Source organism: Olleya sp. UBA1516, assembly GCF_002323495.1.
In the GTDB taxonomy this organism is placed as follows: Bacteria; Bacteroidota; Bacteroidia; order Flavobacteriales; family Flavobacteriaceae; genus Olleya.
Window position 1 is genome coordinate 83,556 of the sequence record NZ_DCQO01000017.1, and the last position, 20,380, is coordinate 103,935.

The 20,380-nt window shown below is 31.7% G+C and carries 19 protein-coding genes and 1 tRNA gene; 13 read left to right on the plus strand and 7 right to left on the minus strand.

Annotated features, from left to right (window positions below; translation table 11 throughout):
- Window positions 1-6: 6 nt before the first annotated feature.
- Window positions 7-1,803, minus strand: coding sequence for a translation elongation factor 4 (gene lepA / locus B2989_RS10770; RefSeq protein ID WP_145005069.1), 1,797 nt, complete (start codon window positions 1,801-1,803; stop codon window positions 7-9).
- A gap of 157 nt (window positions 1,804-1,960) precedes the next feature.
- Between lepA and B2989_RS10775 the strand changes: the two genes are divergently transcribed.
- The 7 genes from B2989_RS10775 (at window position 1,961) to B2989_RS10805 (ending at window position 8,405) form a co-directional block, all read left to right on the plus strand.
- Entirely contained in the window at window positions 1,961-4,363 is a 2,403-nt protein-coding gene (locus B2989_RS10775) for a TonB-dependent receptor domain-containing protein (RefSeq protein ID WP_292948224.1), read from the plus strand.
- A 70-nt stretch (window positions 4,364-4,433) separates the two neighbouring features.
- Window positions 4,434-5,036: a hypothetical protein gene (locus B2989_RS10780; RefSeq protein ID WP_292948226.1), complete on the plus strand. Its 603-nt coding sequence runs from the start codon at window positions 4,434-4,436 to the stop codon at window positions 5,034-5,036.
- Between the two features lie 226 nt (window positions 5,037-5,262).
- Window positions 5,263-6,093, plus strand: coding sequence for an ATP-grasp domain-containing protein (locus B2989_RS10785; protein WP_292948228.1), 831 nt, complete (start codon window positions 5,263-5,265; stop codon window positions 6,091-6,093).
- A gap of 149 nt (window positions 6,094-6,242) precedes the next feature.
- Window positions 6,243-6,476: a hypothetical protein gene (locus B2989_RS10790; RefSeq protein ID WP_292948230.1), complete on the plus strand. Its 234-nt coding sequence runs from the start codon at window positions 6,243-6,245 to the stop codon at window positions 6,474-6,476.
- A gap of 264 nt (window positions 6,477-6,740) precedes the next feature.
- Window positions 6,741-7,358 (plus strand): hypothetical protein, encoded by a 618-nt coding sequence (locus B2989_RS10795; RefSeq protein WP_292948232.1) that lies wholly within the window; start codon window positions 6,741-6,743, stop codon window positions 7,356-7,358.
- A 17-nt stretch (window positions 7,359-7,375) separates the two neighbouring features.
- On the plus strand, window positions 7,376-7,726 hold the full coding sequence (locus tag B2989_RS10800; RefSeq protein ID WP_292948234.1) for a hypothetical protein: 351 nt from the start codon (window positions 7,376-7,378) through the stop codon (window positions 7,724-7,726).
- Between the two features lie 127 nt (window positions 7,727-7,853).
- Window positions 7,854-8,405 carry a GRAM domain-containing protein gene (locus B2989_RS10805; protein WP_292948236.1) on the plus strand — a complete coding sequence of 184 codons (552 nt, stop codon included), beginning with the start codon at window positions 7,854-7,856 and terminating at the stop codon, window positions 8,403-8,405.
- 108 nt (window positions 8,406-8,513) lie between these two features.
- On the opposite strand, the gene B2989_RS10810 is transcribed toward B2989_RS10805, so the two are convergent.
- Complete coding sequence (locus B2989_RS10810) at window positions 8,514-9,626, minus strand: TolB family protein (protein ID WP_292948238.1); 1,113 nt, start codon at window positions 9,624-9,626, stop codon at window positions 8,514-8,516.
- Window positions 9,627-9,686: 60 nt separating this feature from the next.
- On the opposite strand from B2989_RS10810, the gene B2989_RS10815 reads away from it, so the two are divergent.
- Both B2989_RS10815 and B2989_RS10820 read left to right on the plus strand, forming a co-directional pair.
- Window positions 9,687-10,913 carry a M28 family peptidase gene (locus B2989_RS10815; protein WP_292948240.1) on the plus strand — a complete coding sequence of 409 codons (1,227 nt, stop codon included), beginning with the start codon at window positions 9,687-9,689 and terminating at the stop codon, window positions 10,911-10,913.
- Between the two features lie 17 nt (window positions 10,914-10,930).
- The gene (locus tag B2989_RS10820) at window positions 10,931-11,329 is read left to right on the plus strand and encodes a DUF4345 domain-containing protein (protein ID WP_292948242.1); all 399 of its coding nucleotides are present in this window, start codon (window positions 10,931-10,933) and stop codon (window positions 11,327-11,329) included.
- Here the strand turns inward: B2989_RS10820 and B2989_RS10825 are convergent.
- The 3 genes from B2989_RS10825 to B2989_RS10835 form a co-directional block, all read right to left on the minus strand.
- Window positions 11,300-11,515 carry a hypothetical protein gene (locus tag B2989_RS10825; protein ID WP_292948244.1) on the minus strand — a complete coding sequence of 72 codons (216 nt, stop codon included), beginning with the start codon at window positions 11,513-11,515 and terminating at the stop codon, window positions 11,300-11,302. The genes B2989_RS10820 and B2989_RS10825 overlap by 30 nt on opposite strands.
- A gap of 2 nt (window positions 11,516-11,517) precedes the next feature.
- The gene (locus tag B2989_RS10830) at window positions 11,518-12,909 is read right to left on the minus strand and encodes a radical SAM protein (RefSeq protein ID WP_292948246.1); all 1,392 of its coding nucleotides are present in this window, start codon (window positions 12,907-12,909) and stop codon (window positions 11,518-11,520) included.
- A gap of 95 nt (window positions 12,910-13,004) precedes the next feature.
- Window positions 13,005-13,754: a prolipoprotein diacylglyceryl transferase gene (locus B2989_RS10835; protein ID WP_292948248.1), complete on the minus strand. Its 750-nt coding sequence runs from the start codon at window positions 13,752-13,754 to the stop codon at window positions 13,005-13,007.
- A 70-nt stretch (window positions 13,755-13,824) separates the two neighbouring features.
- Here B2989_RS10835 and dusB point away from each other — a divergent pair, with 70 nt between their 5' ends.
- The gene (dusB, locus tag B2989_RS10840) at window positions 13,825-14,820 is read left to right on the plus strand and encodes a tRNA dihydrouridine synthase DusB (RefSeq protein WP_145005104.1); all 996 of its coding nucleotides are present in this window, start codon (window positions 13,825-13,827) and stop codon (window positions 14,818-14,820) included.
- A 138-nt stretch (window positions 14,821-14,958) separates the two neighbouring features.
- Here the strand turns inward: dusB and B2989_RS10845 are convergent, their stop codons facing one another.
- Together B2989_RS10845 and rbfA are read right to left on the minus strand one after the other, a co-directional pair.
- On the minus strand, window positions 14,959-16,164 hold the full coding sequence (locus tag B2989_RS10845; protein WP_292948250.1) for an ABC transporter permease: 1,206 nt from the start codon (window positions 16,162-16,164) through the stop codon (window positions 14,959-14,961).
- Window positions 16,165-16,560 carry a 30S ribosome-binding factor RbfA gene (rbfA, locus tag B2989_RS10850; protein WP_145005110.1) on the minus strand — a complete coding sequence of 132 codons (396 nt, stop codon included), beginning with the start codon at window positions 16,558-16,560 and terminating at the stop codon, window positions 16,165-16,167.
- 83 nt (window positions 16,561-16,643) lie between these two features.
- Here rbfA and mce point away from each other — a divergent pair, with 83 nt between their 5' ends.
- The 3 genes from mce to B2989_RS10865 all read left to right on the plus strand — a co-directional run bounded on the left by mce (window position 16,644) and on the right by B2989_RS10865 (window position 20,365).
- Entirely contained in the window at window positions 16,644-17,045 is a 402-nt protein-coding gene (gene mce / locus B2989_RS10855; protein ID WP_292948255.1) for a methylmalonyl-CoA epimerase, read from the plus strand.
- A 56-nt stretch (window positions 17,046-17,101) separates the two neighbouring features.
- Window positions 17,102-17,175 (plus strand) — tRNA-Ile (locus B2989_RS10860).
- Between the two features lie 514 nt (window positions 17,176-17,689).
- Window positions 17,690-20,365, plus strand: a complete 2,676-nt coding sequence (locus B2989_RS10865) for a T9SS type A sorting domain-containing protein (RefSeq protein WP_292948257.1) — start codon at window positions 17,690-17,692, stop codon at window positions 20,363-20,365.
- Window positions 20,366-20,380 lie beyond the last annotated feature (15 nt).

Below are 20,380 nucleotides of genomic sequence, written 5' to 3' on the forward strand. Positions count from 1 at the left end.
GTTAACTTAATCGTTAAGCTTTAAAACAGCCATAAACGCTTGTTGAGGTATTTCTACATTACCTACTTGACGCATACGTTTTTTACCTTTTTTCTGTTTCTCTAAAAGTTTACGCTTACGCGAAATATCACCACCATAACATTTTGCGGTAACATCCTTACGTAAAGCCTTAACGGTTTCTCTAGCTATAATTTTTGCTCCAATTGCAGCTTGAATAGGAATATCAAATTGTTGACGTGGAATTAATTCTTTTAACTTCTCACACATTTTTTTACCTATGTTATGTGCGTTATCTGCGTGTATTAAAGCAGACAAAGCATCTACAGGTTGTGCGTTTAATAATACGTCTAATCGTACTAATTTAGACACCTTCATACCTATTGGGTGGTAGTCAAAAGATGCGTAACCTTTAGACACTGTTTTTAATCGGTCATAAAAGTCAAATACAATTTCGGCAAGAGGCATTTCAAAAGTTAATTCTACACGTTCTGGTGTTAAATACGTTTGATTAATAATCATCCCTCGTTTTTCTATACATAAGCTCATTACATTACCAACAAAGTCTGATTTTGTAATTATCGTTGCTTTAATATAAGGTTCCTCAACACGATTTACGGTTGAAGGATCTGGTAAATCCGAAGGGTTATTCACTATAAAAGCATCTTCAGGATTTTTATTTGTGTAAGCATGGTACGATACGTTAGGTACAGTAGTAATAACCGTCATGTCAAACTCACGCTCTAAACGCTCTTGGATAATTTCCATGTGTAACATTCCTAAAAATCCACAACGGAAACCAAAACCTAAAGCTGCAGAGCTTTCTGCCTGAAACACTAAGGATGCATCATTAAGTTGTAGCTTTTCCATACTGTTTCTCAGCTCTTCATAATCCTCTGTATCTACTGGATAAATACCAGCAAAAACCATTGGTTTTACGTCCTCAAAACCTTCGACAATATTAGTCGTTGGATTAGCAAAGTCCGTAATAGTATCTCCTACTTTTACCTCTTTAGCAGTTTTAATACCTGTAATTAGGTAACCTACATCTCCTGTTTTAACACTTTGTTTTGCAACCTGAGTTAGTTTTAAAGTACCAACTTCGTCTGCATTATACTCTTTATCTGTAGCAACAAATTTAATTTTTTGTCCTTTTTTAATTTCACCATTAAATACTCTAAAATAAGTTTCAATACCTCTAAAAGTATTATAAACTGAGTCAAATATTAAGGCTTGTAAAGGCGCATCAGGATCACCTTTTGGTGCAGGAATACGCTCAATAATTGCTTTTAAAATGTTTTCTACTCCAAAACCTGTTTTACCACTTGCATGGATAACATCTTCTGGTTTGCAACCTAATAAATCTACAATATCATCTGTAACTTCTTCTGGATTTGCACTTGGTAAATCTACTTTATTTAAAACAGGAATAATTTCTAAATCATTCTCTAAGGCTAAATAAAGGTTAGATATAGTTTGCGCTTGTATACTTTGGGCAGCATCTACAATTAGTAAAGCACCTTCACAAGCTGCAATAGATCTTGACACTTCATAAGAAAAATCTACGTGACCAGGTGTGTCAATTAAGTTTAAAACAAATTTTTCGCCTTCATAAATGTAGTCCATTTGGATAGCATGCGACTTAATGGTAATACCACGTTCGCGTTCTAAATCCATACTATCTAATAATTGGGCTTGTTGTTCTCTTGCTGTTACAGAGCCAGTAGCGTCTAGTAACCTATCGGCAAGTGTACTTTTTCCGTGATCAATATGTGCAATTATGCAAAAATTTCTGATGTTCTTCATAGTCAAATCTCTTTATAAATAAAGATATTGCAAATATATAGTAATTATTGGGCTTTTTTTCTTTTTTCTTAGGAATACAAATTCATATAAATTTGCGGTTTTTCCCACACTTTAATGTTAATTACAATTATTATATTGCAGGCTTAACCTATTATAAATGAATCGCTTTAATTTTATTATCGTTTTTTGTTTATCTATGACTACTTATGCTCAGGATTTAACCATTTCTGGGAACGTTGTAGATGACTCAAATCAACCCATTTTATTTGCTAACGCAATCATGTATACTTCTGATCAATCACAAGTTATATCAGGATCAAGTACTAATGAAGATGGTCAATTTAGTATTGACAACTTAACCTCTGGAGAGTATGTTTTAAAAATCTCGTTTTTAGGTTTTGAAACCGAAACTAAAAATATAACATTGACTAATGATGTTAATTTAGATACCATAATATTAAAAACACTACCAGAAACTTTAGGCGAAGTAACCGTTAATGCAAAAAAACCAACGTTTACAAAACAAGCAGATCGCATGATATTTAACGTTGCAAATACTGCTTTAGTGGAAGGTACAATGCTTGATGTTTTAAAAAGTACACCAGGTGTTTTGGTTTTGGACGATAATATTTTGGTTAAAAATAGTAGCCCAACAATTTATATAAACGATAAAAAAGTAAACTTATCAGCATCAGAGTTAGCTATGCTGTTAAATGCGTCTTCAGCAAATGCGGTCCAAAAAATAGAAGTTATTACCAGTCCATCTGCTAAATATGATGCTTCTAGTGGTGTTGTCTTAAAAATTGTGATGAGTAAAAACCTAATTATGGGTTACAGAGGTAGCGTTACAACGCATTACACACAAGGTGTATATCCTAGATATGATGGTGGATTAAATCAGTTTTATAAAACGGATAAAATAAACGTTAATCTTAATTACAGCTACAACCATACTAAGATAAATAGACACAATTTAGACGAAATTAATTACCAAGAAAACAATACTGCAACAGAATTTTGGAGAACAGATTTGGATCGAAATACAACGTCTAATACACACAATGCAAATCTAAATTTTGATTATTATATTAACGATAATAATACCCTTAGCTTGTCTTCAAACGTATTGTATTTACCATATTTTGATTATCAAACAAACGGAAGCACTTTTGTAAACGACTTACAAGGGTTAAATGACTACAATTTTAATTCTTATAACTCATCTAAAGATGACAAGTATAATATTGGTACAGATTTAGACTATAAGCTTAATTTAAAAAATGGTGCTAAATTTTTAGCAAATGCACATTATACGACCTATGATTTTAATAGAAGTCAACATGTCAATTCTGACTATTTTTTACAGAATAATGCTTCAAACTTTAGTACTGCTTTTAATACCAGAAATAATCAATCTACAGATATTTTTTCTTTAAAATTAGATTACGAACTACCAATCAATGATAGTTCTAACCTATCCTTTGGTGTTAAATCCTCTAACATAAATACAGACAGCGACATTGTGCAATTTGATGTGGACCAAACTACAGGTAACCAAGTATTAAATACAGCTAATACAAATGCTTTTAATTATGACGAGTCTGTTTATGCAGGATATTTAAGTTATGATAAAAGTTGGGATAAATGGAGCATGTCTACTGGTTTAAGATTAGAGCATACTGATCTAGAAGGGTTTTCTCCTGCGACTAATGTAAGTCAAACACAAGACTACTTGGAGCTGTTTCCAACACTAAATGTAACATGGCAAGCGTTTGAAAAAGCTAACCTTTATGTATCCTATAAAAGATATATACAACGTCCTAATTACACAAATTTAAATCCGTTTAACTTCTTTTTAAACGATAACATTATAGTTTCAGGTAATCCTAACTTACAACCATCGTTTACAACATACGCTACCATTGGGACTTCTATTAACAACACCTTTACTATAGAGGCATATTACAAAACAGTATCCAACCAAATTAACGAATTACCTATACAAGATAACGCCAATAATTTTTTGATTTATTCGCCTACCAATATTCAAAATGTTAGAGAATATGGACTTGATTTTATGGCAGATTTATATATCTCAAACAAGTATTCAGTCTTCTTTTTGACTAGTCTTTTTAATCACGATTTTGATATCGATTTTAATAATCAAACGTCTAATTTTAATCAGTGGTCAAACTACTCCGAAATTAATGCTGGGTTTAATATGCTAAAAGATAACAGTCTATCTGTTAACCTTTCCGTAGCTTATTATAGTCAATTTTTACAAGGTACTTTATTAGGAGAGTCGATAACATATTCTAATTTAAGTTTAAGTAAAAAGGCCTTAAAAAACAAGGCAGTAATTAGTTTAATGTTTGCCGATTTATTTAACCAACAAGACCTTGGGGCAAGATCTAAATTTGCTAACCAAAGCAATTACAGTTATCATAATATAGATAACCGTTACGTTAAATTAGGTTTTAGTTACAAGTTTGGAAACACTACGTTACAAACAAACGAGCGTACTAAATCGCTAAAAGAACGTGAACGCCTAGAGAAGTAGTATAATAGCTATTTTTTATTGTGTTTATGGTTTATAGGCATTTTATTTAATTGTTAGGGCAAATTAAAATATGACTGCAAAAAAATTAGCTGAAAAATATATAACGGATTTAAATATCCCTGAAATGAAACTAAGGGAAATTGAAGATACGTCTGAGTATTATTGTTTCAGTTATTTCCATCCAACTGAGACTTATGTAGGTCAAGGATGGATATTTATTAAAAAATCTGATGAAAGGTTTTTTATTTATGGTTCTGGAAATGAAGACCCTAAAACTGACTTCTTAGAAAAAATAGAACTTGAAAAAATAGCTCGGAAAATATTTCCTGAATTTGACATTCGAAAATCTTATGATATTGAAATAAATCGAATTTTGAGAAAAATGAGTTTGATTGAAAAGTTATTGGAATTAGATTTGGTTTATACTACTCCAGAAGTTTTGGGTAGCGATATTTTTAGAATTCCTAAACCATACACTCAAAAATTGTTTGAAAAGCGTTTGAGTCAATTACCTTGTGAATTTACTAATGTTACTGCTGAAAAAATCAGTGACATCTTATCTCTTAATAGAGAAAAAAAAGTAGTTGAATTTACTATATCTGAACATATTGAAATTATAAAAGTAAACAGAGTTGAAAGAGCAACAGATGCTGATTTACAAACTTCTTGGTAAAAAACAACTTGCCCTAACACTATATATAGCAAATAGGGCGATTAGTGTTTAATCGAAAGGTTGTTATCTATTTACAAAGTCGCCAAATCTTTTGATTTGGTATTTAAAGAGAAAAATTAAAACAAAATACAAAAGATTTGGCTTGTGGCTAAACCGAAAATAATCACTTGTTTTCTGCCCAACTTGCCATATATTTAACGTTGTAGCCAATTTGATAAAAATCGAAATGAAAAAAATATTAGTAGTTAATGGAGAAAAATATTGGCAAGATTTATTGCCTGACTTTGAAGTGATACAAAAATCAATTCAAGACACTTCTTGGATTTTGAAAAATGGAAAACTCTTTGTAGCTGATTCGAATGGAGTTGTTGAACCTGATGGTATATTATGGAGAGTTGGAGCAATAAAACCAACTGAAATTCAAATAACCGCTTTGAACTTGATTGAATTATGTGGTATTCCGTGTGTAAACTCGGCTGAAACTCTGAAAATAGGCTTTGATAGATTATCAATGTTATCTGCAATTAAGAAACAAGGATTACCAATTATAGATTTTAATGTAGTTACTAAATCCCACCATTTAAAGAATATTAGAATTGATTTTCCCTTTGTTGTTAAGGTTGGGAATTTTCACGGAGAATTTGGTAAAGTTCTAATAGAAAATGAAAAGAAATGGCAAGACATCAAAGATTTACTCTTTGTTACTGAGTATTATATAACTATTGAACCTTATATTAATTACAAAAGAGATATTAGATATATAGTAATTAATAACAAAGTCTGGGCAATGTCAAGAAAAGGTAGGTATTGGAAAGCAAATGTAGAAACCACTGATTTCACTGAATTTGAACCATTAAGCGATTTATCATACAAACTTAAAGAGTTACAGAAAGAAATTAAAGCAGATATTTTAGCTATTGATATTCTTGAAGAAGAAAATGGAAAATTACATATTGTTGAATACAATGATATTCCTGGACTTTCAGGATTCACAGACGAATTAAAATATGAATTAGCAGAAGTTCTGAAAAGAAAACTGGCTACAACATTGTATTAAAATAATAGAGGTTTAATCGCTAAAACTAAATGAATTTCATAAACCAAACATCAGTAATAATCGAAAAGTAAGTGCTTAAATCCGCTACTTTTCATATACTAACCGTTGGCATTTATTGGCGAACGCACTCAAACTGAAAATAAAAAGAAATGAAAAAAACGCTGAAAATAATTTCTACAGTATCAATCATAATCTTTGGAATTTTATGGATTTCAAGCAAATTTGATTTCTTGACTGAATATAATTCTTCCGATATAAGAGCGTTTTTTGTTCTTATTTACTTGTATACAAGTTTAAAGTATTTTCAAATGGAAGTTAAAGATAAAAACGCTGAAATTCAGGAATTAAAATTAAAATTGGAGAAAACAAAAAAGGAAATTTAAAACATGCTAGAATTGAAAAATTTTACGGAATAGAACGCTGACTGAATTCACTCGAACGTTGAAAAGTAGAAAAAGAAATTAGTCGAATAATTAGACACTTTAAAAAAACAACGAAATGGTAACTCCGTTTATAATTAGTGGCCTGGTTCTTTATTGCTTACGAAAATCCTCACGGATTTTCTATTTGGTTTTTATTTGTTAAATTAGTTGCTAAACCACGCATCCAATCATACACAATCAGGTTGTGAGTAATTGAAGAACACTATGAAAAAGAAATATACAGAAGATGATATTCAAGCTCTTGAAGCTGGAGAACACGTCAGAATGAGACCTAAAATGTATTTTGAAAAGTGTTTTTCAGAAAACTCACTTGATTCTCTACCTTTTGAAGTTTTATGTCACGCTTTCGATGAATATTTTGATGGAAATTGCAACGAAATAGAATTGACTATTTGGAAAAATTCCTTTTCCCTTAAATACAACGCAGGAATGCCTCTTTCCGTAAGATATGAAGACCTGACAAGCTCAGAAATAATAATGACAAAAATCGGTGCTTGTTCAAATCTGAAAAAGCATTTAGCTGTTGGTCAAGAATTTTGTAGTTTAGGAATGGCAATCATTAATTTTGCATCTGAAAAATGCAAATTAACAACTGTTTGGCAAAACCAAAAAGGAACTTTTGAATTTGAAAAAGGAAAGGTAAAAGTAAAGAATATTGAATCTTTTGAAAGTAAAAATTCTTGGACTGAAATAATTGTAGAACCTAACAAATCGCTTTTCGAAAATTTAGAGTTTACCTCAAAAAGGATTAAAGAAAAAGCTAACGAAATCAACAAAAGGTTGACTGATTTAAATTTAGTAATAATTGATAAAATTAAATAAAACAACTACTCACAACAATGGCTATAAGTAATTGCTTGTTCTCGCCTACTTTGGAAATTCCTGAGGAAATTCCAACTTGGTTTGTACTTGCAAAGTTTCGTGCTAACCCGCGCAACTACTCATATCCGAGACCGTTTCCATTCATTAGCAGAACGCACTCAAAAATGAATAAAATGATTTTAAAAATATTTGTCGGAATTATTTCTATCGTGTTTAGTTACGGATTAACATTAATGATTAAACCACATATTGGTGCTTATGTAAAATCTGAAATCATTCTTAATATTCTGCAATTCATATTTACAATTGTTGGTTTCGGAGTAATTTATGGAGTAATTGATAAAAATATATTGCAAAAAAATAATTAGAAACAACGAAAAGGCAACACCATGTATAATTAATGGCTAGCTCTACACTAATTACTAACATTCCTGCGCAATATTTTATTCGGTTTGTATTTACTAAATTAGATGCATAAACACAAAACAGTCCATCATGGAAATAGGAACAAAATTTATTAAAATCAATTGGAAATATCGAGTACTATTTGCTATAGGTACAGGTCTGTTATACGGTTTTACACTATGGCTTTTTGATTATTTTTCCGATGAAAATATTTACTCAACAAACAATATTATTTTTCAAGCCCTTTTCTTTGGTTTATTTTTTGGTATTGGATTTCCGTATATAAATCAAAAGCTTGCTGACAAGTTTTCTAATAAAATGGGACATACAATTAAACCTGATTTATCACCAGACGAAACTGTTGAAGTAGAAGGTCCTGCTAATCTATTTCGTGGTATGGAAGGTGTAGGCGGAAAAATATTTTTGACCAATAAAAAGCTAATCTTTAAATCGCACAAAATTAATATACAAACAGGACAAACGGATATTGCTTATTCAGATATTGATCAAATTATAAACCGTAAAACTGCAAAACTAATTAATAACGGAATTAGGATTGTGACTAAAGACGGTAAGCAATTTGATTTTGTAGTTAATGAAAGAGCAGTGTGGTTGCACCACTTTAACAATCACCTAAAATAAGATTTTAAGACATTTTAAATTGCCAATAATGTAAATGTGTACAAGCTACGTTATTAGCACCTAAAATCACCTTAAAAATTATCTTAATACCGTTTTAAATAAAGTAGATTAATCTACCCATTCAGCAATAAACAAATTAGTATCGCGTCCACCACCATTATTACGGTTAGACGAAAACGCTAACTTTTTACCATCGTTAGAAAACACCGGAAACGCATCAAACGTTTCGCCATGTGTAACACGCTCTAGGTTTTTACCATCAATATCAATTAAGTATAAATTAAACGGAAAACCACGTTCTGCTTCAAAATTGGAAGAGAATAACACCTTGTTACCACTTGGGTGAAAAAACGGACTCCAATTGGCATTTCCTAAATCCGTTAATTGGCGTAAATCACTACCATCTGCATTACAAATGTATAGTTCCATATCTGTTGGCTCAACTAAACCTTCGGCTAACAAATCTTTATAGTCTTTAATTTCTTGTTCTGTTTTTGGTCTAGACGATCGGAAAATTATTTTTGTTCCGTCAGGCGAGAAAAATGCACCTCCATCATAACCTAATTCATCTGTAATTTGTTTTACATCACTACCATCCAAATTCATGGTGTATAACTCTAAATCGCCACTTCTTGTAGACGTAAATACAATTTTATCTCCTTTTGGCGATACTGTTGGCTCAGCATCATAACCAACCTCATTAGTCAATTGCTTAACAATATTACCCTCTAAATCTGCAACAAAAATGTCAAACGTATCATAAACAGGCCAAATGTATTTACCGTTTTTGCGTAAAGGGGTTTCAGGACAGTCTTTATCTGCTAAATGTGTTGATGCATAAATAATATGCTTATTATCTGGCATAAAATAAGAGCATGTTGTACGTCCCATTCCTGTACTAACCATTGGTGGTGCAATACTATCAAAGGTTTGATTGGCATTCATTAAAAACATTTGGTCACAACCAACATTCCATTTTTTGTAATTAGATTGAAACACCAATTTACTATCATCAAAACTCCAATAGGCTTCAGCATTATCACCTCCAAAAGTCACTTGACGTAAATTTTTAAAATGAATTTCTTCAGGATAAATCAAAGGGTTTTTTACTTCAGTAACTTCAGGTTTTACGGTTGTATTAGTAACGTCAGTTTTAGTTTCATTTTTACATGAAAAAATAAAAGCTGTAACTAGTAAAATTCCGAATAAGCGTGTTTTCATAATAGGTTTTATTAAATGGCTTTAATTGCCTAATTTTGAGTAAATTTAATACTTCTTATCATGAAATTAATAAAACTACTTGTTTTTTTACTTGTTTTCACCTCATGCAAACACGAAATTTTAAATGAAATTACCATTCAAGAGGATGTTCAGTTTTTAGCTGACGATGCTTTGGAAGGTCGTCAAACAGGTACAAATGGCGAGCAAAAAGCTGCAAAATATATTGCAGAGCGTTTTAAAAATTTAGGCTTAACACCAAAAGGAACCGATGGTTATTTTCAGGTGTTTTCTTTTAAACCAAAAACAGATCCACATCAAGAAGTAAAGTATAATGTAAAAGATGGTGACAGTACAATTACTGGTACAAACGTGCTTGGTTTTATTGATAACAAAGCCGATAACACTGTAATTATTGGCGCACATTATGACCATTTAGGTTATGGAGCAGAAGGGAGTTTATTTAGAGGCGAAAAAAAAGAAATACATAATGGAGCAGATGATAACGCAAGTGGAGTAGCAGTGCTACTAAATTTAGCACAAAAGTTAAAGGCTAAAAACACAAATAATAACTATTTATTTATCACATTTTCTGGCGAAGAAATGGGCTTATTAGGGTCTAATTATTACACAAAAAATCCAACAATCGACAACAAAAAAGCCAATTATATGATTAACATGGATATGGTTGGTCGTTTAAAAGCAGATAGTACATTGGCTGTTTATGGTGTTGGTACGTCACCCATTTTTAAACAGACGTTACAAGCACACAATAACCGTTTTAAATTAGTGCAAAAAGAGTCTGGTGTTGGACCAAGTGATCATACTAGTTTTTATAATTCTGACATACCTGTATTGCACTTTTTTACAGGTCAGCATGAAGATTACCACAAACCATCAGACGATACAGAGCGTTTACATTTTAATGGTATGCAAATCATTTCTAATTATATTTTTGAAATCATAACAGATTTAGATAACAACGGGAAACTACCCTTTAGAAAAACTAAAAACGAAAGCGATGAAGTACCACGTTTTAAAGTAGGACTTGGTGTAATACCAGATTATTTATTTGACGGAAAAGGCATGCGTATTGACGGTATAAGCGAAGATAAACCAGCACAAAAAGCGAACCTTCAAAAAGGTGATATTGTTGTTAAACTTGGCGATAGTACAGTTTTTGATATGATGAGTTACATGAAGGTATTAGCAACTTTTAAAGAAGGTGATAAAACAAATATAACAGTAGACAGACAAGGCACAATGGTTGATGCTGTAATACAATTTTAAAGCTTCTTAATTAATCCATGAAAATCACCAACCAGGACATAATAACAAAAATACACTTAATCATATCAGTATGTATTGTTGTTCCGGTGTCTTTTTTTTATGGTTTTAATCCAAGCTCTCAGTTCGATATTCATTTAAACACCATTGACGAGCATAATTTTTTTAAAGCCATTATGGGTCTGTATTTAGGGTTTTCTATACTTTGGATTTTGGGAGTATTTAAAGCCAATTATCTAAAAATAGCATTAGTGACCAATATGATTTTTATGCTAGGCTTAGGTTTTGGAAGATTACTAAGTGTAACTTTAGACGGTGTTCCAACTTTTGGCTATAAATTTGGGACTATTGCAGAGTTATTTTTAGGGTTTTATGGATTGTGGGTATTACTAAGCCATCATACTACCACAAATACCTAAACTAACAATTACATAAACAGCAGCTAGTATAAATAATACTTTAGCTGCTTTTTTGTTTTTTTTAAGTAACGCCAAACCAATAATAGCTAATAAAATAGCTGGTCCAAACATGATAGCAGCAAAAAATAAGACTATTCCGTCATAATTTCCTCCTCCTCCTGTAGCTTCAATAAGTAATGATATCATAATTATATCTCGTTTCTAAGTGCTTCTAATCGGGCTTTTTTATCATCACGATAAAACAAATTCATGGTTTCAAAAGGGATAATTTTATTGTCTTTATCCACAATATGCACACACGATTTTTTTATGGCTCTAACATCAAAGTTATAAGCATCTATAAATTGCATGATAATGACTCTAAATAAGTTGTCATACCCTAATTCTGGAGCATCAATATTTGGTAAGCAACACATGATGGATTTTAGATTTTCTTCCGCCACTTCAACCGAGTTTCCTGTACTAAATAACTCCACCATTTTAACTTGCAGTGCTTCATCTTGCTCGTAAATAATAGTGTTTTTACTGTTGTCTAATAAATCGTTTGGATTAATATAACGCGTTAACGGAAACACTTCGTCACCTAATTTAAGTGCGTAACCCATCACCAAAGCATCTGGATTACAAGGTACAGGAAGTAAATCGTCAGCATTAAAAATAGTGGTTTGTTCCATTATTTTTCGTCGTACTTCAGTAATAGTCATTCGATCCGTTTCTGGATTAAAATTATCCAAACGTCCTGCAATTTGTGTTGGTTGTAATGTTACACCTCTAACACATTTTTGTTTTAAAGCGTAATCAATAATTTTACCAATCTCACCATCATTTAAGCCTTTTTGTAGGGTTACCACTAAAGTCGTTGACAGGTTTAGTTTATTAAGATTTTCGATAGCTTGTTTACGGATATCGTTTAAATCAGCACCACGAAGCTCGCGCAGCACACTGTTTTCAAACGAATCAAATTGTAAATAAATTTCAAAATCCGGAGCGTAGGTTTTTAATCTTTCCGCGAAAGCGAAATCTTTAGCAATTTTAATCCCATTAGTATTCAGCATTAAATGCCTAATTGGTAACGTTTTGGCATAGTCCATAATTTCCCAAAACTGAGGATGTATGGTTGGCTCTCCACCAGATATTTGCACCACATCAGGCTCCTTTTCATTTCTAACAATAGTATCCAACATAGCTTTAACTTCGTCCAAAGTACGATGTCTACCGTATGTTGGTGATGAGCCTGCATAACACGTCGGACAAGTCAAATTACAGCGATCTGTTACCTCAACAACCGTCAAGCAACTGTGCTGCTCGTGGTCAGGACACAAACCACAATCGTAAGGACAACCGTAATCCGTTTTGGTGTTAAAAGTATAGGGCGTTTCGCTAGGTTTATTGTAGTTACGGATGTTTTTGTAATACTCAATATCGTCAGCAATTAACACCTTACTATTACCGTGTTCCTTGCAACGTTTTAACATGTAAACATTCTCGTTTTCAAAAACAATTTTGGCATCCACACGTTTTAAACACTCAGGACACAGGCTTAAAGTAAAATCGTAATAGGTATAATTTCTAACTGGCATTTTCTGTTTTTTAAGTTGTTTGGGCGTTACCACAAGGGTCGCGCTATCCACTAAATCTTTTTCTCGTACCTCAAAAAAGGATACCGTTTCTATCGCTAACGCGCGTGTTTTCCAAGTAAAAGACTAGCAATAAATTTGCTGTAAAACATCCAACAAATTACACATAATATTTGGATACTACTTAAACCAAAAGTATAAAATACATTAGGTTTTAAAAACTCGATACAAAATCTAAAACCAAAATAACTTAGCATAAAAAGCTTGAATAAATCACCATTTTTTAATCGGAAGGTTTTGTGTATTGTTTTTAAAGCAATAAATAATATGGTTAAAAAGACAAGTTCATATAAAGACGTGGGATGGCGTAGTAAGCCATCACCTAAATCCATTCCAAAAGCAGATGCGGTTACTTTACCATAAGTAAACTCGTCAATACCAGATAAAAAACAACCAATACGACCAATAAAGATTCCTAAAATTATAGGGAAGACAAATAAATCTCCAGAAGATTGCTTTTCGCCAATTATTTTTTTTGCCAATTCCACGCCAAGTAAGCCACCAAACAAGCCACCCATTATGGTTTTAGTATTAAATAATTGGATTAGGTTGCTTGCGGATAAATCAATTAAAGGGTTTTCTAAAAACCCAACCAATCTAGAGCCAAATAAAGCACCCAAAGCTGCACCTAAAATAATGGATAATCTATTATTGCTATTAATAACATCAGTACTGCGTTTTCTTAAAAACACATAATAGCGATACGCTATAAAAAATGCTAGATATTCTAAAAGAAGGTGGATGTTTACATTAAAGCCAAAAAGCTCAAGGTTGAATGGTAGGTCCAAATAAAGATAGATTATTAGTTAAATATACACAATTACCTAAAAAACACTAATTTTGCATCAAAATTGTATTGTGGTAAAAATAGGTAATATAGAACTTCCAGACTTCCCGTTGTTGTTAGCACCAATGGAAGATGTGTCAGATCCACCATTTAGAGCATTGTGTAAAGAGCAAGGTGCGGATGTGGTTTATACAGAGTTTGTAAGTAGTGAAGGTTTAATACGTAACGCAGCAAAAAGCGTTATGAAATTAGATATTTACGAAAAAGAACGTCCCGTTGGTATCCAAATCTTTGGAGCTAATTTGGATAGTATGTTACAAACCATTGATATAGTTGCCGAGTCAAAACCAGATATTATTGATATCAATTTTGGGTGTCCTGTTAAAAAAGTTGTTAGTAAAGGTGCAGGAGCAGGAATCTTAAAAGATGTTTGCCTAATGGAACAACTAACAGCTGAAATGGTTAAACGCACTAACATCCCAATAACCGTAAAAACACGTTTAGGTTGGGATCATGATTCTATTAGAATTGTTGAGGTTGCCGAACGACTTCAAGATGTAGGCTGTAAAGCTATTGCAATACATGGTCGTACTAGAGCGCAAATGTATAAAGGTGATGCAGACTGGAAACCAATTGCACAAGTAAAAAATAATCCGCGTATGCATATTCCTGTTTTTGGAAATGGAGATGTGACTACACCAGAACGCGCAATGGAAATGCGTGATCAATATGGTTTAGATGGCTGTATGATTGGTCGTGCAACTATTGGTAACCCATGGTTTTTTAAGCAGGTAAAACACTTTTTTGAAACCGGAGAACATTACAGACCAATTACCATGCAAGAGCGTGTGGATGCTGCACGCAGACACTTACAAATGTCTATTGACTGGAAAGGAGAAACACTTGGTGTTTTTGAAACCAGACGTCATTATACAAATTACTTTAAAGGGATTCCGCATTTTAAAGAACACCGAATGAAAATGGTTACTAGTGATGCATCTGTAGATGTATTTGCTGCTTTTGATGAGGTTTTAGAATTGTTTGCAGATTTTCAATTTACAGAATAATCAGGCTAATACTTTGTTAAGCAAAGCGCCAACTATATACAACAGTAAGCGCAAGAAGGATGAAGCAATTTGTCTGAGCTCCTCGAAGAGAGCGAGTTGCGCGAGCCTGTTTGCCTGTTAAGGCAACTTGCCCAAATTTTAATTAGTCTTAACTAAATCGCGTGTAATACGTGAGGCTGCTATTTTTGAAGCTATTATCCCTAAAATTGAAATAGTTAGCATGACTATTACAAAGTTTTTAAAGTGTATTGCAACTGGATAAGGTAAGCTTGGTGTAATCATTATTAAGTCAAAACTAGCTTGTAATTGAACAACTATGTAGCCTATTACTAATCCTAAAAACCCACCAATAATAGTCATTAAAATGCCTTGATAAAAAAAGATGTTTCTTATGTCTTTTACTGTTGCTCCTATATTGTATAGGGTGCTTAAGGTTTTCTTTTTGTCTAAAATCATCATTATAATAGAACCTATGACGTTAAATAAGGCAATTATAAGTACTAATGTAAAAATTAAATAGACTGCTAAATTCTCTGTATTTAGCATTTTGTATATCGCATCGTTTAGTTGGTCCTTATTTTTTATAATAATGTTTTTACCTAAAATGCGTTTAATGTTGGTTATAACTGTTTCTTGGTTAGCATTGTCAGTCAATTTAAACTCTAGACTGGTAATTTGGTTTGGTTGGTAATTTAATAATTGACGAGCAGTTTCAATTGAAGCAAAAATGTACTTATTATTAAGTTCTTCGTTAATATCATAGATACCAACATTAATAGTATTGACTTGATTTATTGCTTGATTTTGAGAGGTAATTTGACCTTTTCCAGGTTTTGGAACAGATAGTGTAACGGTCTTACTATAATCGTTTACAAATACGGATAATCTGTTAGATATTGCCCAACCAACAACTATTTGTGGTGTATCTTGATATAACCAATTACCGTAAGGTATTACAGAGTCTATGGCTGTTATTTTGTTATAATTTTGGTCAACCCCTTTTATATAAGCAGGATGGTTATTACCATCTGAAGACGCGATAATACGTTCTTCTATTATTTTAGAAAAGTTGGCAACACCATCTATAGCAAGCAATTGTTGGTTCTGGCTTTCATCTAAAGTAAATGATTTACCAATATTGGTTTCTGCTTTTAAATCAGGATCTATAATACTTGAAAATTCTAGCGTAAAATCTCTTAAGCCAGCAAAACCAGACAATACGATAAACAGTGAAGCCGCACCTAAAACGATACCTACAATAGCTATTATTGTAATAAAGTTAATGGCATTATTACTGCTTTTACTGCGTATGTAGCGTTTTGCTATGTATAAAGAAAAATTCAATTAACCTTTGCTACGTTTATCTAATAAATCTGGGTTTTGTATTGGATTTTCATCCCCTTTTAAAGATTTTTCAATTTTATCGATATGCTCTAAACTGTCGTCAACGTAAAACTCTAATACAGGCATTCTGCGTAATTGGTTTTTGGTACGTTGTGCCAATTCATGTCTAATCATAGGTTTGTTAGCTCTAATTCCCTCTAAAAGCTCTTTAGCTTTATCATTCGGGAATATGCTTAAATAAACCTTAGCGTCTGTTAAATCTGCAGTTACTCTAACCTTAGATACAGATATAATTATACCACGCATTCCACCTTGTGTAGCAGCACCTTGAAGGATATCTACTAAATCACGTTGTAAAACCGAGGCTATTTTTTTTTGTCTTTGACTTTCTTCCATGTTGCAAAAATAGTTGTTATTACAATAATATATTACTTTTAAGCCATAATTAAGCAATTATTATACCCTAAATTATATAATTAATGGAAAAAATAGAACATATTGGTATAGCAGTCAAAAATTTACAGGAATCTAATGCGCTTTTTGCTAAACTTTTTGGCAAGCCACACTATAAAATTGAAACGGTAGAAAGTGAAGGGGTTAATACCTCTTTTTTTGAAGTTGGACCCAATAAGATAGAGTTATTGGAAGCAACAAAATCAGATAGCCCAATTGCAAAGTTTTTAGAGAAAAAAGGTGAAGGTATACATCACATTGCTTTTGCTGTAGATGATATAAAAGCAGAAATTTTGAGATTAAAATCTGAAGGTTTTATTGTCTTAAATGAAACACCTAAAAAGGGAGCAGACAATAAGTTAGTTGCTTTTTTACATCCAAAATCGTCCAATGGTGTATTAATAGAGTTATGTCAAGAGATTAAGTAATTAAAAAAAGTCTTGCAAGACTTTAAAATAAGTAGTAATATTGCAATCCGATTTCGGGTCCTATAACTCAGCTGGTTAGAGTATCTGACTCATAATCAGAAAGTCCCTGGTTCGAGCCCAGGTGGGACCACTACTAGAAATTGTAAAGCCTTGTAAACATTTAGTTTATGAGGCTTTTTTATTTAAAGGGTGTTTCACAGGGTGCTAATAACCTTTTATTAGAAAAATAACTACCTTTTTTGATAACCTAAATATAACTAAACCCTTTATTAAAAACAATTTAGGATTTGATTTTCTATTAAAAAAAGAGTAGGGGGTATAAAAAAAAAATCACATAATTATTTAATTAGGTCTATAGTGGTTATAGGGTGGGTACATTATCTTAAACCTGAGCATAATTAACAATAAGTCTGTTCAAGTCATTATATATGAAATAAAATGTTTTATTCGGCACTCTTTTTAATGTAAAATTTCAAACACTAAAAATTCAATGTTAATATAAAGTTAAATTTAATATTTAATTTATTGAAAATAAAGCACTTAAGTGTTGATGTGGTTTTAACCACAGTTGTTCTTTTAAAAAAATATATAAATTCAATCAGGATTTTTTTTAAAATATTTAGCTATTAATCAATACTTTACACATGTTTAAAAATTTTAATTATAACTTTTTTGTGTTTTTATGTTTTACAATGAACACTTGTTTTTCCTATGCTCAAAATTATCCTGGTGGTGTTACAGGAGCTGAAGTCTGGTATATAGGAAATTGGGATGATATGGGTAGTAATGAATTTATAAATTCAGCTCAAACCGATATTAAGATTAATAAATGTGGTGAATTTGAAATAGAGAAAAGTCTTTTCAATTTTAATCCATCAATTTTCACTGATAAACTTTGTTTGGAATATATGTCTCCTCTTGAAAATACAACAGGAAGGAATGTGTTTTTTGTAGGTGAACCTATGAAGCCTAAACCCTCCATATCGCATTTAGGGACTTTATGGAGACAAGAATTTGATTCAGCAATTCTGATTGATTCAATAATCAGAAACTTTTTTGATTTTAATAATAAAAATAGTTTTACAAAAAGAATTTATGATGATTATTCAAGTGAAAAAAATGCTAACGTAAATTTTTATCATACTAATAATTATAACATTGATAAAAAGTTTAAAAGTTATGGGCAAGAAGGTGAAACTAACTTTTATATTGGTAAACCTACAGAAATTGATTCTGATATAAGTTACGAAGATGATTTCTTTTATGGAAATTTTCCAGAATTTATTTCTTTTCCTCGAGAGTTAAGCGATAACGAACGGAATCGAGTTGAAAGTTATTTAGCTTTAAAATATGGATTGACTCTCTACAATAAGGAATCTTACATTAGTTCAAAAAATTTAGTTTTTTGGAGTAGTTCAAATAATAAGATTTTTTCTTCTAATATTTTCGGTTTTGGTAAAGATGATATATCTGGGCTTAATCAACTTCAAAGTCAAAGTACACACTTAAAAAAACATTTAATTTCAGCTATCGGTAATATTGTCGAAAATAACGATGACAAGCAAGAGCTTGTAAATATACCTAACAATCATTTTTTATTATTTGGTGATAATGGCGGAGAAACAGAAATAGTAAATCATAATAGTAAAGGAATAAAGTTTTGGAAAAAAACATGGTTATCTCAAAGAACAGGAAAAGGTACTAATGATTTTCCTATACATTTCAAATTGTATTTACCTGATGAAACAATAAATTATCTTAACAATAACCCTAGTGAAAAACTGTGGTTACTACAAGATAAAAATATTGGAAATGATGAGATTTCTAATTTCGATAGTGAATATATTAATTATCACTTAGGAGATGTTAATTTTGATAATGGTGAAGCTTATTTTAAGGATGTGCATTTTGATACAGATTTTAACGTCTATGATCAATTTACTTTTGGTGTTGGACCAGAAATGATTGTTCAGGCCCATGTCCTAGGCTGTAAAAAGGATAAATTAGAAGTAGTATTAGATATCACTGGAGGTCAACCAAAATATCATATTATAGTAGAAGGCGATTTTGAGGATTTTACAGAAGACACTTCCTATTCTTTTCCTGCTGAATTTGGAGATTCATATCATATTATAGTTCAAGACGAACAAGGATTGGTATCGCAAATTAATATTATTGTTGAAGGATGGGACTTTGATTTATATCTGGGGCCTGACCAATTTTTAAGTGATTCTGTGCAACAAATCACATTAGATGCTGGACAAAATATTTCAGACCCTGATGCAACTTATGAATGGTACTTTAACAATTCATTGCTGCCATTTACTGAAAACACTTTAGTGGTAACAGAACCAGGTGAATATGAGGTGTTAATAACAAGTGGTGATTTATCCTGTTCTATTTCTGATTCTATTATAATAGACACTCTACAATTTAATGCAAATATAACGACTATTAGCGCTTGTAACGAGGAATTTAATAGTATTTCAATAATTCTCGACCAAGGAGTCTCACCGTTTATTACTACAATAACAGGAACAACAGGAGCTTCAATAAATTATGCTCACAATGATTCAACAAATATATCAAATATAGCTTATGGTACTTATAGTCTAAACATAGTAGATAGCGCTGGTGCAACTTTTCAAAGTATAGTTACATTCGAACCACCTACAGAAATGGATATATATTCTCAGCTTTTAGCACTTTGTTATGGAAGTGATTGTTTGATAAACAATTCTGAGTATCCTGAAGGTCCTATGTTTATTTATGATGTTAATAATGGTGCTTTTTCAATTGATGCATCTATAGGGGTGTCCAATTCAAACATGACTTACGAGTGGTTTCAAAATGATATTTCATTAGGTATAATAGGCCCTATCATTACATTTGAATCTGGAGCTGATTGTTATAATGGTACAGATGGACTTCCAATATTTACAGTAGTTGCTACAGACGAAATCGCAAACTGTTCACAATCTCAATCTTTTGTAACTCGTTTTGTTTGTCCGAGAGGAAACAATCAAGCTATAACAAATGAATCTAACCATTTAAAAAATCAAGTTTTAAACTTGAATACAAAAGTGTATCCAAATCCATCTGAACCTTATTCAAACTTCACTTATCAAGCAGAGGCTTCAGTAAAATTTGATGGTTCTGTTGAGATTTTTACGGTAACAGGTGCATTGATTTATCAAACCAATGTAAAAGGTAATTCAAAGTATAAATTGTCAATGAGTTTAAAAACCGCAGGGATGTATCTTATTAAACTAACTTCCTCTACAGGTATAATAAAAACTGATAGAATCATAATTAAATAATCAAAAACGAGATAA

Excerpts from the sequence above, each read along its gene's own strand:
- lepA (WP_145005069.1), bottom strand. The coding sequence starts at position 1,803 with ATGAAGAACATCAGAAATTTTTGCATAATTGCACATATTGATCACGGA.
- B2989_RS10775 (WP_292948224.1), top strand. The coding sequence starts at position 1,961 with ATGAATCGCTTTAATTTTATTATCGTTTTTTGTTTATCTATGACTACT.
- B2989_RS10780 (WP_292948226.1), top strand. The coding sequence starts at position 4,434 with ATGACTGCAAAAAAATTAGCTGAAAAATATATAACGGATTTAAATATC.
- B2989_RS10785 (WP_292948228.1), top strand. The coding sequence starts at position 5,263 with ATGAAAAAAATATTAGTAGTTAATGGAGAAAAATATTGGCAAGATTTA.
- B2989_RS10790 (WP_292948230.1), top strand. The coding sequence starts at position 6,243 with ATGAAAAAAACGCTGAAAATAATTTCTACAGTATCAATCATAATCTTT.
- B2989_RS10795 (WP_292948232.1), top strand. The coding sequence starts at position 6,741 with ATGAAAAAGAAATATACAGAAGATGATATTCAAGCTCTTGAAGCTGGA.
- B2989_RS10800 (WP_292948234.1), top strand. The coding sequence starts at position 7,376 with ATGGCTATAAGTAATTGCTTGTTCTCGCCTACTTTGGAAATTCCTGAG.
- B2989_RS10805 (WP_292948236.1), top strand. The coding sequence starts at position 7,854 with ATGGAAATAGGAACAAAATTTATTAAAATCAATTGGAAATATCGAGTA.
- B2989_RS10810 (WP_292948238.1), bottom strand. The coding sequence starts at position 9,626 with ATGAAAACACGCTTATTCGGAATTTTACTAGTTACAGCTTTTATTTTT.
- B2989_RS10815 (WP_292948240.1), top strand. The coding sequence starts at position 9,687 with ATGAAATTAATAAAACTACTTGTTTTTTTACTTGTTTTCACCTCATGC.
- B2989_RS10820 (WP_292948242.1), top strand. The coding sequence starts at position 10,931 with ATGAAAATCACCAACCAGGACATAATAACAAAAATACACTTAATCATA.
- B2989_RS10825 (WP_292948244.1), bottom strand. The coding sequence starts at position 11,515 with ATGATATCATTACTTATTGAAGCTACAGGAGGAGGAGGAAATTATGAC.
- B2989_RS10830 (WP_292948246.1), bottom strand. The coding sequence starts at position 12,909 with ATGCCAGTTAGAAATTATACCTATTACGATTTTACTTTAAGCCTGTGT.
- rbfA (WP_145005110.1), bottom strand. The coding sequence starts at position 16,560 with ATGGAAGAAAGTCAAAGACAAAAAAAAATAGCCTCGGTTTTACAACGT.
- mce (WP_292948255.1), top strand. The coding sequence starts at position 16,644 with ATGGAAAAAATAGAACATATTGGTATAGCAGTCAAAAATTTACAGGAA.
- B2989_RS10865 (WP_292948257.1), top strand. The coding sequence starts at position 17,690 with ATGTTTAAAAATTTTAATTATAACTTTTTTGTGTTTTTATGTTTTACA.